Below are 23408 nucleotides of genomic sequence, written 5' to 3' on the forward strand. Positions count from 1 at the left end.
ATCAGGCCTTCGGTCCCGCCTTCTCGTCGCCGGGAAGCGGATAGTCCGCCCCTTCCCACGGCGAGAGGAAATCGAACTTGCGGAATTCCTGGTTAAGCCGGACAGGCTCATACACCACCCGCTTCTCCTGGTCGTCGTAGCGGACCTCGACGAAGCCGGTGAGCGGGAAATCCTTGCGCAGCGGATGGCCCTCGAAACCGTAATCGGTGAGGATGCGGCGCATGTCGGGATGGCCGACGAAGAACACGCCGTAGAGATCGTAGGCCTCGCGCTCGAACCAGTCGGCGCCGGGGAACACGTCGATCAGCGACGGAACCTGCGTGGTCTCATCGGCGGCGACGCGCAGCCGGATCCGCGTGTTCAGGGTCGGTGACAGGAAGTGATAGATCACGTCGAAGCGCTTTTCGCGCGAGGGGTAATCGACCGCGGTCACGTCGGTGATGTTGACGAAACGGCAGTTCGGATCGTCGCGGAGGTACTTGACCACCTCGACGATCTTGCCGGCCTCGACATCAACCGTGAGTTGGTTGAAGGCCACCGCGTGACCGGTGGCGGCGCCCGGAAGCGCGCTAACGATCGTTTGCCCAAGGGCGTCGAGCTTGCCGTCGTCCATGACGTAAAACCTTAGCGTTCGATGGTGCCGGTGCGCCGGATCTTCTTCTGCAGCAGCAGCACGCCGTAGAGCAGCGCTTCCGCCGTGGGCGGGCAGCCCGGCACGTAGATGTCGATCGGCACGATGCGGTCGCAGCCGCGCACGACCGAGTAAGAGTAGTGGTAGTAGCCGCCGCCATTGGCGCAGGAGCCCATCGAGATGACGTAGCGCGGCTCCGGCATCTGGTCGTAGACCTTGCGCAGCGCGGGCGCCATCTTGTTGGTCAGGGTCCCTGCGACGATCATCACGTCGGACTGGCGCGGCGAGGCACGCGGGGCGAAGCCGAAGCGTTCGACGTCGTAGCGCGGCATCGACACCTGCATCATCTCGACCGCGCAGCAGGCGAGACCGAAGGTCATCCACATCAAGGAGCCGGTACGCGCCCAGGTGATGAGGTCGTCGGTCGCGGCCACGAAGAAGCCCTTGTCGGACAGCTCCGAATTGACCTCGAGGAAGAACGGATCATTGGCCCCGACCGGCTTGCCGGTCGAGGGATCCAAAATGCCCTTGGGGGCCGGCGCAACGACCGGACCGGCGGACGGTACAGTGTTCAATCCCATTCCAGTGCCCCTTTCTTCCATTCATAGGCGAACCCGACCGTCAGCACGGCGAGGAACACCACCATGGACCAGAAGCCGGTCGCGCCAAGCTTGCCGAACGCCACCGCCCAGGGAAACAGGAACGCCACCTCGAGGTCGAAGATGATGAAGAGGATGGCGACCAGATAGAAGCGGACGTCGAACTTCATTCGCGCGTCGTCGAAGGCGTTGAAACCGCACTCATACGCCGACAGCTTTTCCGGGTCCGGCTGCTGGAACGCCACGATGAAGGGCGCGATCAGCAGCACGAGGCCGATGAGGCCCGCCACCCCTATAAAGACGACGAGTGGAAGATAGTTCTGTAGAATGCCGCTCATTGGCGAGCCCTTGTTTCCCGCGACGTCGGGGGAGCCGCGGATTCGTCCCGATTTGGAATTATTCTGAGCCTTAGCGCAGTGCACCAATGGGCGCAAGACACGCTCTTTTCAGGCCCTTTGCCGCCCCCAGAACGGTGGAAATCCCGGAATCAACCCCGCGGCTGGTATGGAGCAGATCGACCGCCCCAGCAAGGGCGATCCCGATCAGTCCTGCGCGCTTGGCCGGCAGGTCCGCTATTGGGGAAGCCCACTCTATTTAGGCCGCGAAGCCGCGAAATCCAAATTACAACGAGGATAGTGCGCCCTGTCATGTCGGCGACATGCTGCTCATTGTGGCCCGATCGCCGCGACGGCAGATTAGGACAGCCATAGCGCCTGTCCACAGGCACCGCTGGTCAGACGAGCCATGCATCCCGACGGGTCCGGGGCCCGTCGGGCGAATGCGTCGTTCCGGCCCCCGCCACGGGGGCGAGCGCGGCGTCGGCAACTTGCTGGGGCGTCGCACGCGCCGCGCTCGCAATGAGCTTCGGGCTGGGGGGCATAGCCCGGGAGCTCATCGATCTCCAATTGGGCGATCAGCGGTCGTCAGGTCGGTAGAGCCTCGGGATGGTCGAGATCAGGGGCGCGCGGAGCTGCCCCCGCCTCTCCTCATCCCTTGCCTCACCATTTGTAGGAGACGCTGGCGGTGACGCGCCGGCGGTCGCCATAGAAGCATGACGTGGCCGACGCACAGCTCGCGACGTAGATCTTGTCGGTCAGGTTGATCACGTTCAGCGCCGTGCGCCAGTTCTGCCATTCGTAGTGGAGCGCGAGGTCGCCAAGCACCACAGCGGGAACCTCGAGGGTGTTGGCGGTATCGGCCCAGGACGCGCCGATATAGCGGACGCCGCCGCCGAAGCCGAAGCCCTCAAGCGGTCCGTCCTTGAAGGTGTAGTCGGCCCAGCCCGACACCAGCATCTCGGGCGTGTTGGTCGGCGTCTTGCCGACGAGGGCCGGATCGAGGTCCTTGCTGTTGAACAGATGATAGGCCGTGAAGGCGCCGATCAGCTTCAGCTCCTTGGTGGCGTTCGCCACCGCTTCGAGCTCGATACCGCGCGAGGTCACCTCGCCGGTCTGGTTCTGCAGGACCGGAACGCTGCCCGGCAGTGTCGTCGCCACGTTCTGACGGACCAGGTCGAAGGCCGACGCCGTGAAATAGCCGTCGAACCCCTTCGGTGCGACCTTCACACCGATCTCGGCCTGCTTCCCTGTCTCCGGCAGGAACAACCGGTTCTGCGCGTTGAGGCCGATAATCGGATTGTAGCTCGTCGAATAGGAGACATAGGGCGCGATGCCGTTGTCGAAATTGTAGATCAGCCCGGCGCGGCCGCTGAACCTGCTGTCGTCGCGGCTGTCGACGGTGGCACCGGTAAAGCGGTTGTCCTGGGTGGTCTCGACCCAATCGTTGCGCCCGCTCAGCACCAGCGTGAAATTGCCAAGCTTCATCTGGTCCTGAAGATAGGTGCCGGCCTGCTTCTGCGTGATGCGGAAGTTTCGGAACGGATCGCTTGGGAGGGGAACTTCGGCCTGCCCGTAGACGGGATTGAAGATGCTGACCGGGGACACGCCAAACCCGAAGGCTTGGTAGTCGTCGATCTGGTAACCCTTCAGGTCCACCCCGAACAGCATCGTGTGCTTTACGGGGCCGGTGTTGAAGCGATACTCCAGCTGATTATCGAGATCGGCCTGATTGGCTGTGTTCTTCGCATACCAATTGTAGCGATTGAGCGTGGCCGTCGCCTGATTGCCATAGTCGTTGCCGACGTAACCGCGATAGGTGATGTCGACATGGGCAAACCGCGCGTTCTGCCGGAACGTCACATCGTCAGTGAGATTGCGCTCGAACTGGTAGCCGAGCATCTCCTGCTCGCGCGTGAACTTGTCGACGCTGGGATCGCCGGCGAAGAAGCTGGTCGGGATCTTGCCGAACGAGGCATTGGTGACCGTGCCGACATAGGGCAGGAAGTTGATGCCGCGGGTGTCCTGCCGGGAGGCCGACGCCAACACCGTGAACGTGGTGTCGGCATCCGGTTTCCACGTCAATGACGGGGCGATGAAGTAATTGTTGTCGGGTGTGAAGTTGACCTGCGTCGGGCCGTTCTGGACCTGGCCGACGACACGATAGAACAGCTTGCCATCCTGGGGCTGCGTCGCGACCGGACCGCCGAAATCAAACCCGACATAGGCGTTACCGAAATTGTTGACGCCGGTCTCGACATAGCGGATCGGCTCGGCTGGCGGCATCTTGCTGATGACGTTGACGATGCCGCTCGGGCTCGATCCGCCATAGAGCACCGCCGACGGACCGCGCAGCACCTCGACGCGCTCCATGTTGAAAGGCTGGAGCTTCCAGCTCGCATAGGATGTGTAGAACAACTGCATGCCGTCGAGGAACAGTCCGACGTCGTCGGACTTGAAGCCGCGGATCAGCCACCAGTCGTTGCGCGTATCCGCGCCAAAGGTCCCTGCCCGCACGCCGGCGGTGTAACGCAGCACCTCGTCGAGCTTGTTCGGCTTCTGGTCGCGGATCTGCTCCGCGCCGATGACGGACACCGATTGCGGCGTCTCCATGATCGGCGTGTCGGTCTTGGTGCCGGACGAGCTGCGACCGGCGACGTAGCCGCGCACCGGGCCACGCGGCGTTTCGACGAAGCCGGCATTGCGCTGCGGCTGCGGCTTGCTTCTGTTCGCGGCCTGCACCGATCGCCGCGGCGCACTGCGCGCGGCGGATGCGGGTGCGCGGCGGCGTGCTTCAGGTGCGGTGACGGTCACCGACGGCAGATTCTGCGCGCCGCTCTGTGTGGATGATTGTGCAAACGATGCCTGCGGCACCAAAACCCAAACGGATGCGGTCGCCAACACGGCCGACCGCAGCATTCCAAGACTGTTCAACGCGCCACCCCAAAGCTGCATGTTTGATGCGTCATGCCGCCGTGTCCCGGCGACGGCATGCGCCTGATGGTGACGCTTATGTGAGGGTGCGCGATTTCCCTAATTGAAAGCTTCTTAGAGCTGCTCTTAGAACCGATCCAATGTTCCCGGGCACATCGGGACGTCAGCGCGAATTCTTCTCGCTCTCGAGCATCTCGGCGGCGATCGCCGTGAGCTGATCGACCTTTTGCAGCAGCATGTCGAACTCGGCTGGGCTCAGATGCTCCAAGAGGCGGCGGTTGCGCTCCTGCGCGCCTTCGACGATCGCATCGTGCGCGGCGAGGCCCGCCGGGGTGAGCGAGATCAGCACCTCGCGGCTATCCTTCGGATTTGCCGATTTCGCGATCAGCTTGCGCGACACCAGATTGGCCAGCGCGCGGCTGATCTGCCCCTTGTCCTGGCCGACTGCCTCGGCGAGCCGCGCCACGCTCATCGGCGGCCGCCGGCCGAGCGAGGCGACGAGACCGAACTCGACGGAGGACAATCCGGTGAGGCGCTTGTAGCGCAGGATGGCGCCGCGCTTGAGCAGATTGGCGAGCACCATCAGCCGCGAGGACAGCATCGCGGTGATCGGCGCCGGCTCGCTCTTGCCCGTCTCGGGGGCCGTCCACCCGTCGCTGCTCGGTGTCTGGTTCATCGTCCACCTCTGCCAAGAAAGCCCGGCCCTGCCAAGCCTGAGCCGCCGCGGCCGGCCGTTCTCCTCAAATGCGATTAAGAGGCATTTAGAAGATCGTTGACAATGTCATCGAATTATCTTTCACTGCTTCCAAGACATCAAAAAGGCCCCGGCCAGCACGGCCGAGAGCGGGAGGACCGGCATGACCATCACCCAGCGGGATCGCGATCTCGGCACGGCCTATGCGATGAAGCCGGCGCACACGCGCACCGAGCTCACCTCGGTCGTGCGCGGCACGCCGATGGGCGAACTGCTGCGCCGCTACTGGCATCCGGTCGGGCTCATCAGTGACGCCACCGACACGCCGAAGAAAGTGCGCGCGCTGGGCGAGGACCTGGTGCTGTTCCGCGACAAGCATGGGCGCGCCGGCCTGTTGCACGCGCGCTGCTGCCACCGCGGCACCACGCTCTACTACGGCAAGGTCGAGGAGGACGGCATCCGCTGCTGCTATCACGGCTGGAAGTTCGACACCGAAGGCCATTGCCTGGAGCAGCCCTGCGAGCCCGATGGCGGCCAGTTCAAGGACAAGGTGCGCCAGCCCTGGTATCCGGTCGAGGAGCGCTACGGGCTGATCTTCGCCTATATGGGCCCGGCCGAGAAACGCCCGGTGCTGCCGCACTATGAGTGCCTGGAAAAGATGGACGACGGCGAGCTGGTCGAGGCCGACGATTCCTCGATCGGCGGCGGCGGTCCGGCGATCATCCCCTGCAACTGGCTCCAGCATTTCGAGAACGTGGTCGACCCCTACCACGTGCCGGTGCTGCACGGCTCGTTCTCGGGTCCGCAATTCACCAACATGATGGCGTCGATCCCGGAGGTGAAGTTCGAGAAATCGCCGCGCGGCGTCCTCGTGCGCTCCGAGCGCAAGCAGGACGACGGCAAGGTGTTTTATCGCGTCAGCGAGGCGGCGCTGCCGACGCTGCGCGTGGTGCCGAACCCGCGCGTCGCGCAGTTCGCCCGCGTCGAATCCATTGGCTGGGTACTGCCGATCGACGATACGTCGTTCCGCATCTATGTCGCCGGCCGCGTCAAGGCACCTGGCGAGATCAGCCGCATGCGCTCGAAGTTCAACGGAAAGTTCTGGTGGGACATGACCGAGCAAGAGCACCAGCAATTCCCGGGCGACTATGAGGCCCAGGTCGGCCAGGGCGAGGTGACGGTGCATTCCGAGGAGCATTTCGGCCAGAGCGACCGCGGCATCCTGATGATCCGGCGCATGCTGAGCGACCAGCTCGATGCACTCGCCGCGGGCCGCGATCCGATCGGCGTCTCCTTTGATGCAAGCGCGCCGCCGGTCGCATTCGAAGCGGGGAATTACATCCGCGAAGGCTGACCTGCCAGCTCCAATCGGAGCTGGACCGACAACGATAACAAAGACAAATTGGGGGAAGCGATGGTCGATGTGACGTCACAGATGTCGGTGCAAACGGCTGCCGCGGCCAAGCCCTCGGCGCGGCGCTACTACGTGCTGGGGCTGCTCACCATCATCTACGCGCTGAATTTCCTCGACCGCACGATCTTCAACGTGCTGATCGAGCCGATCAAGAAGGAATTTCAGCTCAGCGACACCATGATGGGCCTGCTCGCAGGCTTCGGCTTCGCGCTGTTCTATTCCCTGCTCGGCATCCCCATCGCGCGGGTCGCCGACCGGCTCAACCGGCGCAACATCGTTGCCGTCGCCTTCGCGTTCTGGAGCGCGATGACGGCGCTGTGCGGTGTGGCCACCAGCCTGACCTCGCTGGCGCTGGCACGCATCGGTGTCGGCATCGGTGAATCCGCTGGCTCCCCGGCCTCGCAGTCGATCGTCGCCGATCTCTTCGCCAAGAACGAGCGCCCGCGGGCGCTCGGCATCTACGCCATCGGCACCTATCTCGGCGTCTTCCTCGGCTATTTCGTCGGCGGCTACGTCAACCAGCACTATGGCTGGCGGATGGCCTTTTACGTCGCCGGCCTGCCCGGCATCCTGCTCGCGGCCATCCTGTGGCTGACGATCTCCGAGCCGAAGCGCGGCGCCATGCAGGAGAATTTTGTGCCAGAGCCGCTGGGGCCGACGCTGCGCTTCCTGGCCTCGCAGCAAAGCTTCATCATCGTCCTGATCGGCTTCTGCCTCACCACCTACACCAATTATGCGACCGCGGCCTGGATCCCGCCGTTCCTGGCCCGCGTGCACCATCTGTCGAGCGCCGAGATCGGCACCTATGCCGGCACCTTCAAGGGCCTCGCCGGCATGGCCGGCACCCTGCTCGGCGGCTTCGTGGTCGCGCAGATCAGCCGCCGCGACGACCGCTGGAAGCTGTGGGCGCCCGCGATCACCTCAGGCCTCGCTGGACCGGTGTTCGCGCTGTGCATGCTGACGCAGGATTTCGCGATGATGGTGGCGATGCTGGCGCTGACCTCGTTCATGGTCGGCTTCCATCTCGGCCCGATCTTCGCGATCGCGCAGACCGTGGCCAAGCCCAGCATGCGCGCGCTCGCCTCCGCCCTGATCGCGCTGACCGCCACCTGCTTCGGCCAGGGCGTCGGCCCGCTCGCCGTGGGCATGGTCAACGATGCCCTGAAGGGCAGTTATGGCGCGGAAGCGGTGCGCTATTCCCTGCTCTCGGCGGCGATCACGACCACGCTCGGCGCCCTGCTGTTCGTCTGGGCCGCCCGCTCGATCCGGAACGATATCGGCCGGGCCGCGGCCTGAAAGCCGCCTCCGCGCCACCGCCCGGCGAAATCAGCCGGGCGGCCGGATGAAACCATTTTGCGGAACCCGCGAAACGATCCGGAAACAGATGGTCCTTAGAAGATGAGCCCATAGACGGCGGCAAAGCCCGTCGGGAGGCTCATATGAACCACTCAATTCACTCTGCTGATCGTGCGACCCACCTGAAGATCGTGGTGGTGGCGCTGGTGGCCGGCATTGCAGTGGCCGGTTTCGGGATTGCGGCCCGTACCAACGCCGATTATGGCCAGACCGCCCAGTCGACCCAGGTGATCAAGGCCGGCAAGCCGGTGGCGGTTACCAGCGCGGGCACGTCCGAGATTCGCTGATAAGCCCGGCTTCGGGTTGACAAGAGGCCGCCGCCGGGCGGCCTTTTTCGTTTTCCAAAGCAATGCTTAGCCGAGATGCGCTGGCGAAGCGCAACGTCCTTGACTTCACCAAGCCCCGCCTTTAAGTCCCCCCTCGTTCCGCGCGCGTTCAGCGAGCCACGCGGGAGTAGCTCAGTTGGTTAGAGCGCCGGCCTGTCACGCCGGAGGTCGCGGGTTCGAGCCCCGTCTCTCGCGCCATTTTGGCAATCCCTTCATAGCCTTAGCCCGAACTTCTCGACGCCTTTCGCGGCTGTGCGGGCCATTGCCGGCGCCCGTCGGGAACCGGTGGCATAGTCAGCCCGCGTCCGAATCGTCTACGCCTTCCAGGACTTAAGAAGGGATCCCCACGCTTTCCCGGCTTTTCCGGGGCTTCCCTGTCATTGAGGAGGCCAGAGATGGCTAAGAAGGATTCGGCTAAGAAGGATTCGGCGAAGAAGGCAGCCGCTCCCGCCACCATCACGCTCAAGCACCTCGCCGCCGATATCGCGGAGAGCCAGGACCTTTCCAAGAAGCACGCCGAGGCCGTCCTCACGGACATGGTCGATCTGATCACCAAGCACCTGAAGAAGGGCGACCGCGTCCGCATCGTCGGGCTCGGCATCCTCCAGGTCCGCAAGCGCGCCGCCCGCACCGGCCGCAATCCGGCCACCGGCGAAGCCATTCACATCAAGGCGAGCAAGAAGGTCGCGTTCCGCCCGGTCAAGGAACTCAAAGAGGCGATCTAGAGCCCGTTCCGATTGCATCGGAACTGGCTCCAGATTCTTGTTTTGACGCGTTTTCTTTACGCGAACCGGTGCCCACTTCGCTCGAAAACGCTCTGGCCGCTACGTTTCATTAAGCCTGATCGTACGTCGTTCCGGCCGCATCGCGGCCCGCTTTTCTGATATACCGCCTGCTTCCCCAAGACCTGCTCCCACAAGCCCCGGCGGTTTGACCAGAAATGTCCTCCCTCACCTTTTCGCATACCGTGACCGAGCGCTTCCTGCGCTACGTCACCATCGACACCCAGTCCGATCCGGAATCCCCCAGCTCGCCCTCGACCGAGAAGCAGAAGGATCTCGGCCGCGTGCTCGCCGCCGAGCTGAAGGCCATGGGCGTCGCTGACGCCCATCTCGACGATTACGGCTATGTCTACGGCACCATCCCGGCCAACACCGACAAGAAGGTGCCGGTGATCTGCTTCTGCTCGCACATGGACACCTCGCCCGACGTCACCGGCAAGGACGTCAAGCCGCAGATGGTGACGAACTATCGCGGCGGCGATATCGTGCTGCCGGGCGACACCAGCCAGGTGATCCGCTTCGCCGAGCATCCGGCGCTGAAGAACCAGATCGGCAACGACATCATCACCACCGACGGCACCACGCTGCTGGGTGCCGACAACAAGGCCGGCGTCGCCGAGATCATGGATGCCGCGCATTTCTTCATCAACAATCCCGATGTGAAGCACGGCACCATCAAGATCCTGTTCACGACGGACGAGGAGATCGGCCGCGGCGTCGACAATGTCGACCTGAAGAAGCTGGGGGCCGACTTCGCCTACACCATGGACGGCGAGAGTGCCGGCTGCGTCGAGGACGAGACCTTCTCGGCCGACGGCGCCACCATCACCATCAACGGCGTCAGCGCCCATCCCGGCTATGCCAAGGGCAAGATGGAGCACGCGATCAAGATCGCGGCCGCCATCGTCGAGCGTCTGCCGAAGGAAGGCTGCTCGCCCGAGACCACCTCAGGCAAGCAGGGCTTTCTGCATCCGATCGGCATCGACGGCGCGCTGGAGCAGGCGACGCTCTCCTTCATCGTCCGCGACTTCACCGAGGAAGGGCTGAAGGAGAAGGAGGCGCTGCTCGAGGATATCGTCAAGGACGTGATGAAGGACTATCCGCGCTCGACCTACACTTTCGAGGTCAGGGAGCAGTACCGCAACATGAAGCAGGTGATCGACCGTCACCCGCATGTGCTCGAATACGCGATCGAGGCGATCCGCCGGGCCGGCCTGCGCCCGATGCGCACCGCCATCCGCGGCGGCACCGACGGCTCGCGCCTGTCCTTCATGGGCCTGCCCTGCCCCAACATCTTCGCCGGCGAGCACGCCTTCCACTCGCGCCTCGAATGGGTCAGCCGGCAGGACATGGAGAAGGCGGTGCAGACCATCGTCCACCTGGCCATGATCTGGGAGGAGAAGGCGTAGGTCTTGATCCGGAACAGCCTGAAGCGGCTGTCCCGGTCCCGTCCGGAAAGATAGTTCCGGTCGTTCATGCGACTCCGGCGCGAGAAAAATGGTCCATTTGTCATTGATCAACACGCGCGGGTTGCCGGGCCGTTAAGCTTGGCAAAGAAGTGAATGACGGGGACCTTCCTCGTCCGAGCCACCCGTGGGAATATCGCCCCGATGACGACGGCGCGCCTCCTCCGCTTGCTCTTTGCATCGCTGATCTCGATCGGATTAGCGGTGGCGCCCTTGGTCGCCCCGGCGGCCGCGTCAGGCCCCGCCTCCTCCGATACGCGCATGATGCAGATGGCGGACATGGCGGCCGATATGCCCTGCTGTCCGGAAGAGGAGCAGAAGCAGAGCGGCTGCCAGGACTGTCCCCTCCTCGCGATGTGCGTGCTGAAGGTGTTGCAGGCGGGACCAGCGGTCGCGACCGCAATCCGCTATGCGCGTCCCCTCGCTCTGCTTCGGCCGCTCGATGATGCCATCGTCGACGGCCTCGTCCGCCCGCCTCCGGACCACCCACCTCGATCGATCGTCTGACAGGCGCCCAGGCGCCTGGTGAACATGCGCGCCGCAACCGGCGCGCATCGCTGCCTGCCGTCTCGCAAAACATCACGTCGTTGCGTGCGGCTCCATCAGACCCATCGAGGCATTGAAATCATGACAACGACCAACCTCGCGCGTGCCGCCATGGCCGCGCTGATCGCCACCACGTTCGCGACTGCCGCGCGCGCCGAGATCAAGAACTACGAATTCCAGCTGGTGCAGCCGACCGTCAAGGCCGGCGCCGATCGCGTCGTGACGGTGCGGCTGGTCGACAAGACCACCGGCAAGGCGGTGCCCGATGCCGTGGTGTTCGCCAACCGGCTCGACATGGCGCCCGACGGCATGCAGGAGATGGCCACCAAGGTCACGCCGATGCCGGGCAGCGAGCCCGGCACCTACCGTTTCAAGGCCACCTTCGGCATGGCCGGACGCTGGCAGCTTTCGCTCGGCGCCAAGGTGCAGGGCGAAAGCGGCACGGTCGACAACAAGCTCGTCGTCACGGCCGAGCAATGAGCAGGAGCCGCCTCATCGGCACTGCCGCTGCGCTTGTCGCAGCGGCAGGCGTCGCGCTGTTCGCCGGCAGCCGGTTGCCGCCGAACGGCGATCCAGTCCTGTCCGCCGCCAATGCGGCGGATGCGCCGGCCCCGCTCTATTACCAGGACCCGGACGGCAAGCCGCTCTATTCGCCGACGCCGAAGAAGACCGACGACGGCCGCGACTATGTCGCCGTGCCGGCGCCGTCCGATGCCTCCGAGCAGCCGGCGACGATGAGCGCGGCCGAGCACGGGGGGGCGCACAAGGGCGATCGCAAGATCAAATATTACCGCAACCCGATGGGCCTGCCCGACACCTCGCCGGTGCCGAAGAAGGATTCGATGGGGATGGACTACATCCCCGTCTATGACGGCGACGACAGCGACGACGGCTCGGTAAAACTGTCGCCCGGCAAGATCCAGCGCAGCGGGGTCAAATCGGAGCCGGCCGAGCTGCGCCGGCTGCGGACACTGGTGCGCGCGCCCGGCACGATCCAGCTCGACGAGCGCCGGGTCTCGGTGATCGCCATGCGGGCCGAGAGCTACGTGCAGAAGGTTGCCGACGTCACCACCGCAAGCCGCGTGACCAAGGGCCAGCCGCTGATGGAGATCTACAGCCCCGCGGTGTCGTCCGCGGCGGCCGAATATCTCGCGACCATCACCTCGAAGACCACCGCGGGCATCGAGCCCTACGGCCGCGGCTCGCGGCAGCGGCTGGTCAACCTCGACGTCCCCGAACCCGTCATCGCCGAGATGGAGAAGAGCCATTCGGTCCCGATCACCATCCAGTGGTCGTCGCCGCGTGACGGAATCGTGCTCCAGCGGAGCGCCATCGACGGCATGCGCGCCCAGCCGGGCGACATCCTGTTCCGTATCGCCGACATCTCGCTGGTGTGGGCCACCGTCGACGTCGCCGAGCGCGACCTCGGCGGCATTGCGGTCGACCAGCCCGTGACGGTGCGCGCGCGCAGCTATCCCGGCCGGGATTTTAAGGGCCGCATCAGCGTCATCTACCCGCAGCTGAACAAGGAGACGCGCACGGCGCGGCTGCGGATCGAACTCGCCAACGCCGATCTTGCGCTGCTTCCCGACATGTATGTCGATGCCGAGATCGATACCGGCAATCCGACGCCGGTGCTCAGCGTCGCCGAAAGCGCGGTGCTCGACACCGGCAGCCGCCAGGCCGTCCTGGTCGACAAGGGACAGGGCCGCTTCGAACCACGTGAGGTCAAGCTCGGACGGCGCGGCGACGGCTATGTCGAAATCCGCGACGGCCTCGCCGAGGGCGATGCCATCGTCACCTCCGCCAACTTCCTGATCGACGCCGAGAGCAACCTCAAGGCGGCCCTCAAGGGGCTCGCCGAAGGCGGCAACGCCCAAGGTACGAACCAAGGCACCAACACCCAAGGCGCTGACGCGCACGCCGGCCACGCCATGGGAGGCAAGCCATGATCGCGCGCATCATCGCCTGGTCGGCCCGCAACCTGCTGCTGGTGCTGTTCGGCACCGGCTTCGCCGCCGCCGCCGGCCTCTATGCCCTACTGCATCTGCCGCTGGACGCCATCCCTGACCTCTCCGACACCCAGGTCATCGTCTACACCGAATATCAGGGACAGGCGCCCCAGGTGATCGAGGACCAGGTCACCTATCCACTCACTACGGCGATGCTGACGGTGCCGAAGTCGAAAGTGGTGCGCGGCTTCTCCTTCTTCGGCGTCTCCTTCGTCTACGTCATCTTCGAAGACGGCACCGACATCTACTGGGCCCGCTCGCGCGTGCTCGAATTCCTCAACGGTGCCGCCTCCCGGCTGCCCGCCGGCGTCACGCCGACGATCGGCCCCGACGCCACCGGCGTCGGCTGGGTCTACCAATATGCCGTGATGTCCAAGGAGCTGAACCTCGCGGAAACCCGGACGATCCAGGACTGGAATCTGAAGTTCGCGCTCGCCAGGGCGGAAGGCGTCGCGGAGATCGCGAGCATCGGCGGCTTCGTCCGGCAGTACAACGTCATCCTCGATCCGCAGCGCATGCGTGACCTCGGCATCACCATGCAGAAGATGCGCGAGGCCATCCGCGCCAGCAATGCCGACGTCGGGGGACGTACCGTAGAGCTGTCCGAGTTCGAATATGTCATCCGCGGCAAGGGCTATCTGAAAAGCGTCGACGATCTCGGCAACATCGTGCTGAAGACCGACAATGGAACGCCGGTCAAGCTGCGCGACGTCGCCCGCGTCGAGCTCGGGCCGGACGAGCGGCGCGGCATCGCCGAGCTCAACGGCGAAGGCGAGGTGGCGAGCGGCATCGTGCTGCAGCGCTTCGGCATGAACGCACTCGACGTGATCGAGAACGTCAAGAAGCGGTTCAAGGAGATCGCGACCAGCCTGCCGAAATCGGTCGAGATCGTCCCGGTCTACGACCGCTCCAATCTCATCAAGGCCGCGATCGACACGCTACGGCACACGCTGCTCGAGGAGAGCATCGTGGTGGCGCTGGTCTGCATCGTGTTCCTGCTGCATGTCCGCAGCGCGCTGGTCGCCATCCTGATGCTCCCCGTCGGCGTTCTCATGGCCTTCGGTGCCATGAAGCTGCTCGGGATCGGCTCCAACATCATGAGCCTCGGCGGCATCGCGATCGCGATCGGCGCCATGATCGACGCCGCCATCGTCATGATCGAGAACGCGCACAAGCATCTCGAGCGCGCAGAGCCCGGCCAATCCAGGGTCGCGATCCTGATCGAGGCCGCCGCCGAGGTCGGACCGGCGCTGTTCTTCAGCCTCCTGATCATCACCGTCTCGTTCATGCCGATCTTCACGCTGGAATCGCAGGAGGGCCGGCTGTTCAGCCCGCTCGCCTTCACCAAGACCTTCGCGATGGCGGCGGCAGCCTTGCTGTCGGTGACGCTGGTGCCGGCGCTGATGGTGATCTTCGTCCGCGGCAAAATCATCCCGGAGCACAGGAACCCGATCAACCGCTTCCTGATCTGGATCTACCGGCCGGTGATCTCAGGCGTGCTGCGCGCCAGGATCCCGGTGATCCTGCTCGCACTCGGCGTGCTCGCCGCCTCGATCTGGCCGGCCGGCCGGCTCGGCTCCGAGTTCATGCCGAACCTCAACGAAGGCACCCTGCTCTACATGCCGACGACTTTGCCCGGCATTTCCGTGACCAAGGCCGCCGAGCTGATGCAGACCCAGAACCGGATCATCCGCTCGTTTCCGGAAGTCGCCTCGGTCTACGGCAAGGCCGGCCGCGCCGCCACCGCGACCGATCCGGCGCCGTCGGAGATGTTCGAGACCATCGTCGACCTCAAGCCGAAGGAGCAATGGCGCGCCGGCGTGACCATCGACAGCCTGATCGCCGAGATGGACAAGGCGCTGCAGTTTCCCGGCGTCTCCAACGCCTGGACCATGCCGATCAAGGCCCGCATCGACATGCTCTCGACCGGCATCCGCACGCCCGTGGGCGTCAAGGTCATCGGCACCGATCTCGTCGGGATCGACAAGCTCGCCCGGCAGATCGAGCAGGTGCTCAAGGCCGTGCCTGGCACGTCCTCGGCCTATGCCGAGCGGAGCCTCGGCGGCTACTATCTCGAGATCACGCCGGACCGCGAGGCGCTGTCGCGCTACGGCATCATGGTGCAGGACGTGCAGGACACGATCGCCACCGCGCTCGGCGGCCAGGCCGTGACGACGACGGTCGAGGGCCGGCAGCGCTTCACCGTCAACATGCGCTACCCGCGCGACCTGCGCGACAATCCGAAGGCGATCGCCAGCGACATCCTGGTGCCGATGCCGGGCGGCGGCGCCGTCCCGCTCGGCGAGGTCGCCAGCATCACGCCGGCGCGCGGGCCGACCTCGATCCGGACCGAGAACGGGCAGCTCGCCACCTACATCTATGTCGACATCCGCGACCGCGACCTCGGCGGCTATGTCGCCGATGCGCGGGCCGCGGTGCAGGCGAGCATCCCGTTCCCGCCCGGCTACTACGTGGTCTGGAGCGGACAATACGAATATCTGGAACGTGCCACCGCGCGGCTGAAGATCGTGGTGCCGGTGACGCTGCTGATCATCTTCCTGCTGCTCTACCTCAACTTCCGCTCGATCACCGAGACCATGATCGTGATGCTGTCCCTGCCCTTCGCGCTCGTCGGTGGCTTGTGGCTGATGTGGTGGCTCGGCTTCAACCTCTCGGTCGCGGTCGCCGTCGGCTTCATCGCGCTCGCGGGCGTGGCGGCCGAAACCGGCGTGGTGATGCTGATCTATCTCAACCACGCCCTTGCCGAAACCGAAGCGCGCTGCGCAGCTGCTGGCCGCGCCCTGACCCGCGAAGATCTCGACAAGGCCATCATGGAAGGCGCCGTCGAGCGCGTCCGCCCGAAGATGATGACGGTGGTTGCGATCATGGCCGGCCTGCTGCCGATCATGTGGAGCAGCGGAACGGGATCGGAGATCATGCAGCGCATCGCCGTGCCCATGATCGGCGGCATGATCTCGTCGACGCTGCTGACGCTGATCGTGATCCCCGCGATTTTCGGGCTGGTGAAGGGATTTGGGCTGCGTTCGGGCGACGAGGTTGTCGCATCTGACCAAGTTCGGGAGGCCGCCGAATGAGCTCGCACATGTTGCGAGCCGGTCGCGGTCGCACGAGACGGGTGCGCCTGCGACGTTGAGTTCCCCACACGTAACACTATTGCGGGTCGACACTGTTCACGCTGCCATGCTAGGCCAGCCGGACTGACAGCGAGAGTGAATTCGTGGTGTTGAACCGCCGGCCCTTCAGACTGAGCGACGCGCGCAATTGGCGCGGGCTCGTGGCTGTGGTCGTCGCGGTCATGTATCTACTCTCGGGCGCGCTCCATGGCGCCCACGACATCGATGTGACGAGCCCGTCCGGCGGCTCGGAGATCGCCTCGATCCTCGACGACGGCCCGGCCGGCCATGGCGACCACAAGGCGCTTGCCGGTCATCACTGCCACGGCTGCTTCTCGGTCGCCGTCCTGCAGCCGGTGCTCTCGGACGCCGCGACCGATGTGATGGCCCCGCCGGTCCAGCAGCGGCAGAAGGCGCTTGCCGGCATCGCGCCCGACACGGACTCCCCGCCTCCAAAACACCTGACCTGAACGGATCAGCCGGGCGTTGCGCGCGCCCATCGGTTCTCCTTCACGGGTCCTTTTCATGCCTTGCAGACGAACGGCTGCGCGCATCGCGTGCGCGCTGGCTATTCTCATCAGCCCATCGCTGGTGCCGACCTCGCACGCCCAGACCCTGACCATGCGTGCGGCACTCTCGCGCGCGCTGGCGGCGAGCCCGCGCCTGACGGCGGCGGAGCGCGACGTCGGCATCGCCACGGGTCAGCGCATCCAGGCCGGCGCGCTGTTCAATCCGGAACTGTCGTACGAGCAGGACAATTCGTTCGGCTCCGGAATCTATCGCGGCACCAAATCGGCCGAGACGACGCTCCAGATCAGCCAGGCCTTCGAGCTGTTCGGCAAGCGCGAGGCGCGCATTGCCGCAGGCGCCGCCGGCATCGAGGTCGCCGCGATCCAGCGCAAGGCGGTCAGGCTGGAGGTGCTGTCGGAGACCGCGATCGCCTTCCTCAGCGTGCTCGGTGCGCAGCGGCGCATCCAGATCCTCGACGAGCAGATTGCCGCGATCGACCAGTTGACGCCGCTGCTGCGCCGCCGCGTCGAGGCCGGCGCCTCCTCGCCGGCCGAGACCGGCCGCGCCGAGGTCGCCTCCGCGCTGGTGAAGGCCGACCGCGAGCGCCTCAAGGCGACGCTGGCGAGCGCCAGGCGCGAGCTTGCGGTGCTGATGGGCGATCCCGGGGCGAAATTCGGCGAGGTCTCCGGCCGGCTCGACACCACGGGACGCCCGCCGACATTCCAGTCGGTGGTCGCGGCCATCGACGCCAATCCGCAACTGGTGCGCTGGACCGCCGTCTTTGCCCAGCGCAATGCCGAGCTGCTGATCGCGCGGCTCAAACCCTATCCGGACGTGCGGATCGCCGCCGGCTGGCGTCATTTCAACGAGAGCAATGACGATGCGGTGCGCCTCACCGTCTCGGTGCCGATCCCCGTGTTCGACCAGAACCAGGGCAACATCCTCTCGGCGCAGGAGAGCCTCGCCAAGACCAAAGCCGAGCGCGAAGCCAACCGCAACACGCTGATCGTGATCGCCGGCCGCGCCTATGACTCGCTGCAGGGCTCGCTGCGCGAGCTCTCCGTGCTGCGCGAGACCGCGATCCCCAAGGCCGTCGAAGCGTCCGAGGCGATCTCGCAAGGCTACGGTCAGGGCCGCTTCACCCTGCTCGAAGTGCTCGACGCTCAGGCCAGCGTCACCCAGGCCCGGCTGCGCGAGCAGGAGGCGCTGCAGAATTTCCATGCCGGCGTTGCCACCATCGAAGGCCTCGTCGGCAATCCCTTTGCGCTGGCCCGGGAGAGCGCACGATGAAGACATCCTCCACCATCATCGTCGCCGTCATTGCGGCCGCGCTCGGCGCCTATGGCTATTCCATGCTTGCGCCAGCCAAGGTTGCGTCAACCGAGCATGCCGCGAAGAAGAAGCCGGAGAAACCCAACGACCACGTCGAGCAGGACGAGCACGGCGCCGACCGCATCCGCATCTCCGACGTCAAGCTGGCCGCCGCCGGCGTGACGCTGGAAGAGGCCGCGGGTGCCACGCTGACCGACACACTGTCGTTCAACGGCATCCTGCGCGCCAACCAGGAGGCGGTCGTCCAGGTCACACCCCGCTTCCCCGGCATTGCAAAATCGATCCAGAAGCGGATCGGTGACAAGGTCGCCAAGGACGATCTGCTCGCCGCGATCGAGAGCAACCAGAGCCTCACCGTCTACGAGCTGAAGGCGCCGCTCGCCGGCACCATCATCGAGCGGCGGATCTCGCTCGGCGAATACGCCTCCGAGCAGAAGCCGGCTTTCGTCGTCGCCGACCTCTCCACCATCTGGGTCGATCTGTCGATCTACCGGCAGGACCTCAAACGCGTCCGTCTCAACGACGAGGTCCTGATCGATCCCGACGACGGCCGCGGCGAGATCAAGGGCACGATCTCCTACATGGCGCCGATCGGCTCGAGCGAGACCCAGACCGCGCTCGCGCGCGTGGTGCTGCCCAACCCCGACGGCCGCCTGCGCCCCGGCCTGTTCGTCACCGCACGGCTGATCCTCGCCGCCCGCAACGTCGCGGTCGCCGTGCGGCGAAGCGCGATCCAGACGCTGGAGAACAAGACCATCGTGTTCGTCCGCGAGGACGGCGACAAGATCGAGGCGCGTCCCGTGGAGCTTGGCGATGCCGATCCGAAATTCGTCGAGATTCGCGCCGGCCTTTCGGCCGGTGAGCGCTACGTCGCCGAGAACAGCTTTGTGGTCAAGGCGGAGATGGGCAAGGGAGATGCCGATCATGATTGACGCCCTCCTCGCCTTCTCCGTTCGTCAACGTTGGCTCGTGGTGCTGCTCGCACTCGCCGCCGGCGCCTTTGGGGCCTGGAATTTCACGCGGCTGCCGATCGACGCCGTCCCCGACGTCACCAACGTCCAGGTCCAGATCAACACGCGCGCGCCTGGCCTGTCGCCGCTCGAAGCCGAGCAGCGCATCACCTTCCCGCTCGAGACCGCAATGGGCGGCCTGCCCAGGCTCGACTACACCCGCTCGATCTCGCGATACGGCCTGAGCCAGATCACCGTCGTGTTCCAGGACGGCACCGACATCTACTTCGCGCGCCAGCTCGTGAACGAACGCATCCAGCAGGCGAAGGACCAGCTGCCTGCAGGCACCGATGTCGCGATGGGGCCGATCTCGACCGGGCTCGGCGAGATCTATGTCTACTCCGTCGAGGCCAAGGCCGGCGCGAAGTCGCCGACGGGCGCCGAGTTCACCCCGACGGAGCTGCGCACGATCCAAGACTGGATCATCAAGCCGCAGCTGCGCACCATTCCCGGCGTGGTCGAGGTCAACTCGATCGGCGGCTATGAGCGGCAATTCCATGTGCTGCCGATCCCCGGCCGGCTGATGGCCTACAAGCTCGGCTTCCGCGACATCATGACGGCGCTGGCCGCCAACAACGCCAATGTCGGCGCCGGCTATATCGAGCGCAACGGCGAGCAATATCTGGTCCGCGCTCCCGGCCAGGTCGCCAATATCGAGGACATCAGGGACATCGTGATCGGCTCGCGCGGCGGCGTGCCGGTGCGCATCCGCGACGTCGCCGACGTCCAGGAAGGCCAGGACCTGCGTTCAGGCGCTGCGACCACGAACGGCGGTGAGACCGTGCTCGGCACCGCCATGCTGCTGATCGGCGAGAACAGCCGCACGGTGGCCCAGCGCGTGAAGGCGAGACTCACGGAGATCGCGAAATCGCTGCCCGATGGCGTCATCGCGCGCGCCGTCTACGACCGCACGAACCTGGTGGAAGCCACCATCCAGACCGTCGAGAAGAACCTCGTCGAGGGTGCGGCGCTGGTGATCGCGGTGCTGTTCCTGATCCTCGGCAACATCCGCGCCGCGCTGATCACCGCCTGCGTCATCCCGCTCTCCATGCTGTTCACGATCACGGGCATGGTCGAGAGCAAGGTCAGCGCCAATCTGATGAGTCTGGGCGCAATCGATTTCGGCATCATCGTCGACGGCGCGGTCATCATCGTCGAGAACTGCCTGCGGCTGCTCGCCGCCGAGCAGCACCGCCGCGGGCGGCTGCTGACGCTGGACGAACGCCTGCAGACCATCCGGGCCGCGAGCAGTGAGGTGATCAAGCCGAGCCTATTCGGAACGCTGATCATCGCCGTGGTCTATCTTCCGGTCCTCACCCTGACCGGAACCGAGGGCAAGATGTTCACGCCGATGGCGCTGACGGTGCTGATGGCGCTTGCCGGCGCAGCGCTTTTGTCGATCACCTTCGTACCGGCTGCGGTTGCGATCTTTGTCACAGGCAAGGTCTCCGAGACGGAAAACGTCTTCATGCGGGCGGCCAAGCGGTTCTACGTGCCGCTGCTCGACCGCGCCATCCACTATCGCGGCAGCGTCGCGCTCGGCGCCGTGCTGATCGTCGCCGGCTCCATCTTTGCCGCGACACGCATGGGCGGCGAATTCATCCCGAGCCTGGATGAAGGCGACATCACCATCGAGACCATTCGCATTCCCGGCACCAGCCTGACCCAGAGCGTCGACATGCAGCTTCGGCTGGAGAAGGCGGTCAGGCAGGTGCCGGAGGTCGCGACCATCTTCTCCAAGGTCGGCACCGCCGAGATCGCCAACGATCCGATGCCGCCGAACGTCGCCGACACCTATGTCACGCTCAAGCCGCGCGAGGAATGGCCCGATCCCGCCAAGCCGAAGAGTGAGGTGATCGAGAAGATCGAGCGCGCCGCCAACACCCTGCCCGGCACCGCCTACGGCATGACCCAGCCGATCCAGATGCGCTTCAACGAACTCATCGCCGGCATCCGCAGCGACGTCGGCGTCAAGATCTTCGGCGACGATCTCGATGTGCTCGCCGGCATTGCCCAGCAGGTCAACGGCGTCGTTCGCGGCATCGAGGGCGCCGCGGACGTCAAGACCGAGCAGATCGCGGGCCTGCCGATCCTCACCGTCAAGCTCGACCGCCAAGCGCTGTCGCGCTATGGCCTCAGCCTGAGCGAGGTGCAAAACCTCGTCGAGATCGCGATCGGCGGCAAGCCGGTCGGCAAGCTGTTCGAGGGCGATCGGCGCTTCGACATCGTGGTGCGGCTGCCGGAAAGCCTGCGTGCCAACCCCGATACGATCAAGTCGCTGCCGATCCCGCTGCCGCCGGGCGAGGACGTTGCGGCCGTCACGAAAACCGCCTGGCCGGGGACATCGGGGACAACGCCGCGCTACGTGCCGCTCTCCTCGGTCGCGGCGATCGAGATCGCGCCGGGCCCCAACCAGATCAGCCGCGAGAACGGCAAGCGCCGCGTCGTGGTGATGGCCAACGTTCGCGGGCGCGATTTGCGCTCCTTCGTCGCCGAGACGCAAGCCGCCGTCGGGGAGAAGGTCAAGCTGCCGCCGGGCTACTGGATCGGCTGGGGCGGCCAGTTCGAGCAGCTGGTCTCCGCCACGAAGCGGCTGACCATCGTGGTGCCGGTGGCGCTGCTGCTGGTGTTCCTGCTGCTGTTCATGGGCATGGGATCGGCAGCGGATGCGGCGCTGGTGTTCTCCGGCGTGCCGCTGGCGCTGACCGGGGGCGTTGCGGCGCTGCTGCTGCGCGGGATTCCGTTGTCGATCAGTGCCGGCGTCGGCTTCATCGCGCTGTCGGGCGTCGCCGTGCTCAACGGCCTCGTCATCATCGCCTTCATCGAGCGGCTGCGCAGCGAGGGGCGGCCCATTGTGGAGGCGGTGCGCGAGGGCGCGCTGACGCGCCTTCGCCCGGTGCTGATGACGGCCCTCGTCGCCTCGCTCGGCTTCGTGCCGATGGCACTCGCCACCGGCGCCGGCGCCGAGGTGCAGCGGCCGCTCGCAACCGTGGTGATCGGCGGCATCATCTCCTCGACCATGCTGACGCTGCTGGTGCTGCCGGCGCTCTACGTGCTGTTCCGGCGTGACGGGGCGCGCGAAACGCCTAGAATGGTGCCCGATTTGGCGGCGTCCGGGGAGCGCTAGATTTGGGCAGCCACGACCATCACGGCCATGACCATGCCGGCCATTCGCATGCTCATGGCCATGGGCACGACCACGGTCACGATCATGGTCTTGGCCACGCGCATGTCCATCCGCCTGCCAATTTCGGCCCGGCCTTCGCGATCGGCATTACCCTCAACACCGCGCTGGTCGTGGCCGAGGCGGTCTATGGCTATATCGGCAACTCCACCGCCCTGCTCGCGGATGCCGGCCATAATCTTTCCGACGTGCTCGGCCTCGTCGTCGCCTGGGGCGCATCGATCGCGGCGCGGCGCGCGCCGAGCGGCCGCTTCACCTACGGCCTGCGTGCCTCCACCATCCTGGCGGCGCTGGCCAACGCCGTCTTGCTGCTGGTCGCGACCGGCGCGATCGGCTGGGAAGCGATCCTGCGCCTGCGCGAGCCGGAGCCGATCGCGGGCGTCACCGTGATGGTGGTCGCCGGCATCGGCATCCTCATCAACGGTTTCACCGCCATGCTGTTCGCGCGCGGACGCAAGGACGACATCAACATCGAAGGCGCGTATTTGCACATGGCGGCGGATGCCGCCGTCTCGCTCGGCGTCGTCGTCTCGGCCGCGCTGATCGTCTGGACCGGCTGGCTCTGGCTCGATCCCGTCACCAGCCTCGTCATCTGCGCCACCATCCTCTGGAGTACGACCAGCCTCTTGCGCGGCTCCATCGACATGTCGATGGCGGCCGCCCCCAAGGGCACCGACCTCGCCGCGATCAGGGCGCTCCTGCTGGCGCGCCCCGGCGTGTCCGCGATCCACGATCTCCACGTCTGGCCGATTTCGACCACCGAGACGGCGCTGACCTGCCATCTCGTCATGCCCGACGGGGCCGGCGACGCATTCCTGATGGAGACCGCGCGGATGCTCAAAGCATCCTTCCGCATCGGCCACACCACGCTCCAGGTCGAGACGCATCCGGACAACGGCTGCGCGCTGGTGCCGGATGATGTGGTGTGAGGTGTCGTTTGCACCGCAGCCTCAATCTCCGATGTCGTCCCGGACAAGCGCGCCCAAAGCGCGCGCAGATCCGGGACCCATAACCACAGGATGAAGTTTGTCGAAGACTCGGAGTTGCCAGCCTCGCGCCACAACCACTCCCTGTGGTTATGGGTCCCGGCCCCCGTGCGCAATTGCGCACTAGGCCGGGACGACACCGAGTGTTTGGCAGCGA

At 65.6% G+C, this 23408-nt stretch carries 19 protein-coding genes and 1 tRNA gene; 15 read left to right on the plus strand and 5 right to left on the minus strand.

What is annotated here, in order from left to right; all coding sequences use genetic code 11:
• Position 1: 1 nt before the first annotated feature.
• The 5 genes from JQ592_RS06950 to JQ592_RS06970 form a co-directional block, all read right to left on the minus strand.
• A complete protein-coding gene (locus tag JQ592_RS06950) occupies positions 2 to 613 on the minus strand; it encodes an NADH-quinone oxidoreductase subunit C (RefSeq protein WP_211402141.1) in 612 nt (203 codons plus the stop codon).
• Positions 614 to 624: 11 nt separating this feature from the next.
• Positions 625 to 1212, minus strand: a complete 588-nt coding sequence (locus JQ592_RS06955) for a NuoB/complex I 20 kDa subunit family protein (RefSeq protein ID WP_433996402.1) — start codon at positions 1210 to 1212, stop codon at positions 625 to 627.
• Positions 1203 to 1568, minus strand: coding sequence for an NADH-quinone oxidoreductase subunit A (locus tag JQ592_RS06960; protein ID WP_008136158.1), 366 nt, complete (start codon positions 1566 to 1568; stop codon positions 1203 to 1205). The genes JQ592_RS06955 and JQ592_RS06960 overlap by 10 nt, the downstream gene beginning before the upstream one ends.
• 660 nt (positions 1569 to 2228) lie before the next feature.
• Positions 2229 to 4484, minus strand: a complete 2256-nt coding sequence (locus tag JQ592_RS06965; RefSeq protein ID WP_211402142.1) for a TonB-dependent siderophore receptor — start codon at positions 4482 to 4484, stop codon at positions 2229 to 2231.
• A 178-nt stretch (positions 4485 to 4662) separates the two neighbouring features.
• Positions 4663 to 5175, minus strand: a complete 513-nt coding sequence (locus tag JQ592_RS06970; RefSeq protein ID WP_211402143.1) for a MarR family winged helix-turn-helix transcriptional regulator — start codon at positions 5173 to 5175, stop codon at positions 4663 to 4665.
• 181 nt (positions 5176 to 5356) lie between these two features.
• Between JQ592_RS06970 and JQ592_RS06975 the strand changes: the two genes are divergently transcribed.
• From JQ592_RS06975 to JQ592_RS07045, 15 genes are all read left to right on the plus strand, one after another.
• On the plus strand, positions 5357 to 6547 hold the full coding sequence (locus JQ592_RS06975) for an aromatic ring-hydroxylating dioxygenase subunit alpha (RefSeq protein ID WP_211402144.1): 1191 nt from the start codon (positions 5357 to 5359) through the stop codon (positions 6545 to 6547).
• Positions 6548 to 6607: 60 nt separating this feature from the next.
• Positions 6608 to 7903: a spinster family MFS transporter gene (locus JQ592_RS06980; protein WP_211402145.1), complete on the plus strand. Its 1296-nt coding sequence runs from the start codon at positions 6608 to 6610 to the stop codon at positions 7901 to 7903.
• Between the two features lie 143 nt (positions 7904 to 8046).
• Positions 8047 to 8250 carry a hypothetical protein gene (locus tag JQ592_RS06985; protein ID WP_211402146.1) on the plus strand — a complete coding sequence of 68 codons (204 nt, stop codon included), beginning with the start codon at positions 8047 to 8049 and terminating at the stop codon, positions 8248 to 8250.
• A 160-nt stretch (positions 8251 to 8410) separates the two neighbouring features.
• Positions 8411 to 8487, plus strand: a tRNA-Asp gene (locus JQ592_RS06990).
• Between the two features lie 197 nt (positions 8488 to 8684).
• Positions 8685 to 9014 carry an HU family DNA-binding protein gene (locus JQ592_RS06995; RefSeq protein ID WP_211402147.1) on the plus strand — a complete coding sequence of 110 codons (330 nt, stop codon included), beginning with the start codon at positions 8685 to 8687 and terminating at the stop codon, positions 9012 to 9014.
• A 215-nt stretch (positions 9015 to 9229) separates the two neighbouring features.
• Positions 9230 to 10480, plus strand: coding sequence for a peptidase T (gene pepT / locus JQ592_RS07000; RefSeq protein ID WP_211402148.1), 1251 nt, complete (start codon positions 9230 to 9232; stop codon positions 10478 to 10480).
• A gap of 201 nt (positions 10481 to 10681) precedes the next feature.
• Positions 10682 to 11044: a hypothetical protein gene (locus tag JQ592_RS07005; protein WP_211402149.1), complete on the plus strand. Its 363-nt coding sequence runs from the start codon at positions 10682 to 10684 to the stop codon at positions 11042 to 11044.
• Between the two features lie 120 nt (positions 11045 to 11164).
• Entirely contained in the window at positions 11165 to 11563 is a 399-nt protein-coding gene (locus tag JQ592_RS07010) for a FixH family protein (protein WP_211402150.1), read from the plus strand.
• Positions 11560 to 13035: an efflux RND transporter periplasmic adaptor subunit gene (locus JQ592_RS07015; protein ID WP_211402151.1), complete on the plus strand. Its 1476-nt coding sequence runs from the start codon at positions 11560 to 11562 to the stop codon at positions 13033 to 13035. The genes JQ592_RS07010 and JQ592_RS07015 overlap by 4 nt, the downstream gene beginning before the upstream one ends.
• Positions 13032 to 16190 carry an efflux RND transporter permease subunit gene (locus tag JQ592_RS07020; RefSeq protein ID WP_211402152.1) on the plus strand — a complete coding sequence of 1053 codons (3159 nt, stop codon included), beginning with the start codon at positions 13032 to 13034 and terminating at the stop codon, positions 16188 to 16190. Before JQ592_RS07015 ends, JQ592_RS07020 begins: the two co-directional genes overlap by 4 nt.
• A 143-nt stretch (positions 16191 to 16333) precedes the next feature.
• Positions 16334 to 16699, plus strand: a complete 366-nt coding sequence (locus JQ592_RS07025; RefSeq protein ID WP_211402153.1) for a hypothetical protein — start codon at positions 16334 to 16336, stop codon at positions 16697 to 16699.
• Positions 16700 to 16754: 55 nt separating this feature from the next.
• Positions 16755 to 18029 (plus strand): divalent metal ion exporter subunit IhpA, encoded by a 1275-nt coding sequence (gene ihpA, locus JQ592_RS07030; protein ID WP_211402154.1) that lies wholly within the window; start codon positions 16755 to 16757, stop codon positions 18027 to 18029.
• Positions 18026 to 19003 carry a divalent metal ion exporter adaptor subunit IhpB gene (gene ihpB / locus JQ592_RS07035; protein ID WP_211402155.1) on the plus strand — a complete coding sequence of 326 codons (978 nt, stop codon included), beginning with the start codon at positions 18026 to 18028 and terminating at the stop codon, positions 19001 to 19003. The genes ihpA and ihpB overlap by 4 nt, the downstream gene beginning before the upstream one ends.
• Positions 18996 to 22208, plus strand: a complete 3213-nt coding sequence (gene ihpC / locus JQ592_RS07040) for a divalent metal ion exporter subunit IhpC (protein ID WP_211402156.1) — start codon at positions 18996 to 18998, stop codon at positions 22206 to 22208. The genes ihpB and ihpC overlap by 8 nt, the downstream gene beginning before the upstream one ends.
• A gap of 2 nt (positions 22209 to 22210) precedes the next feature.
• The gene (locus JQ592_RS07045; RefSeq protein WP_211402157.1) at positions 22211 to 23194 is read left to right on the plus strand and encodes a cation diffusion facilitator family transporter; all 984 of its coding nucleotides are present in this window, start codon (positions 22211 to 22213) and stop codon (positions 23192 to 23194) included.
• Positions 23195 to 23408: the final 214 nt, after the last annotated feature.

Origin of the sequence: Bradyrhizobium iriomotense (assembly GCF_018129405.1) — a bacterium.
GTDB lineage: Bacteria > Pseudomonadota > Alphaproteobacteria > Rhizobiales > Xanthobacteraceae > Bradyrhizobium > Bradyrhizobium iriomotense_B.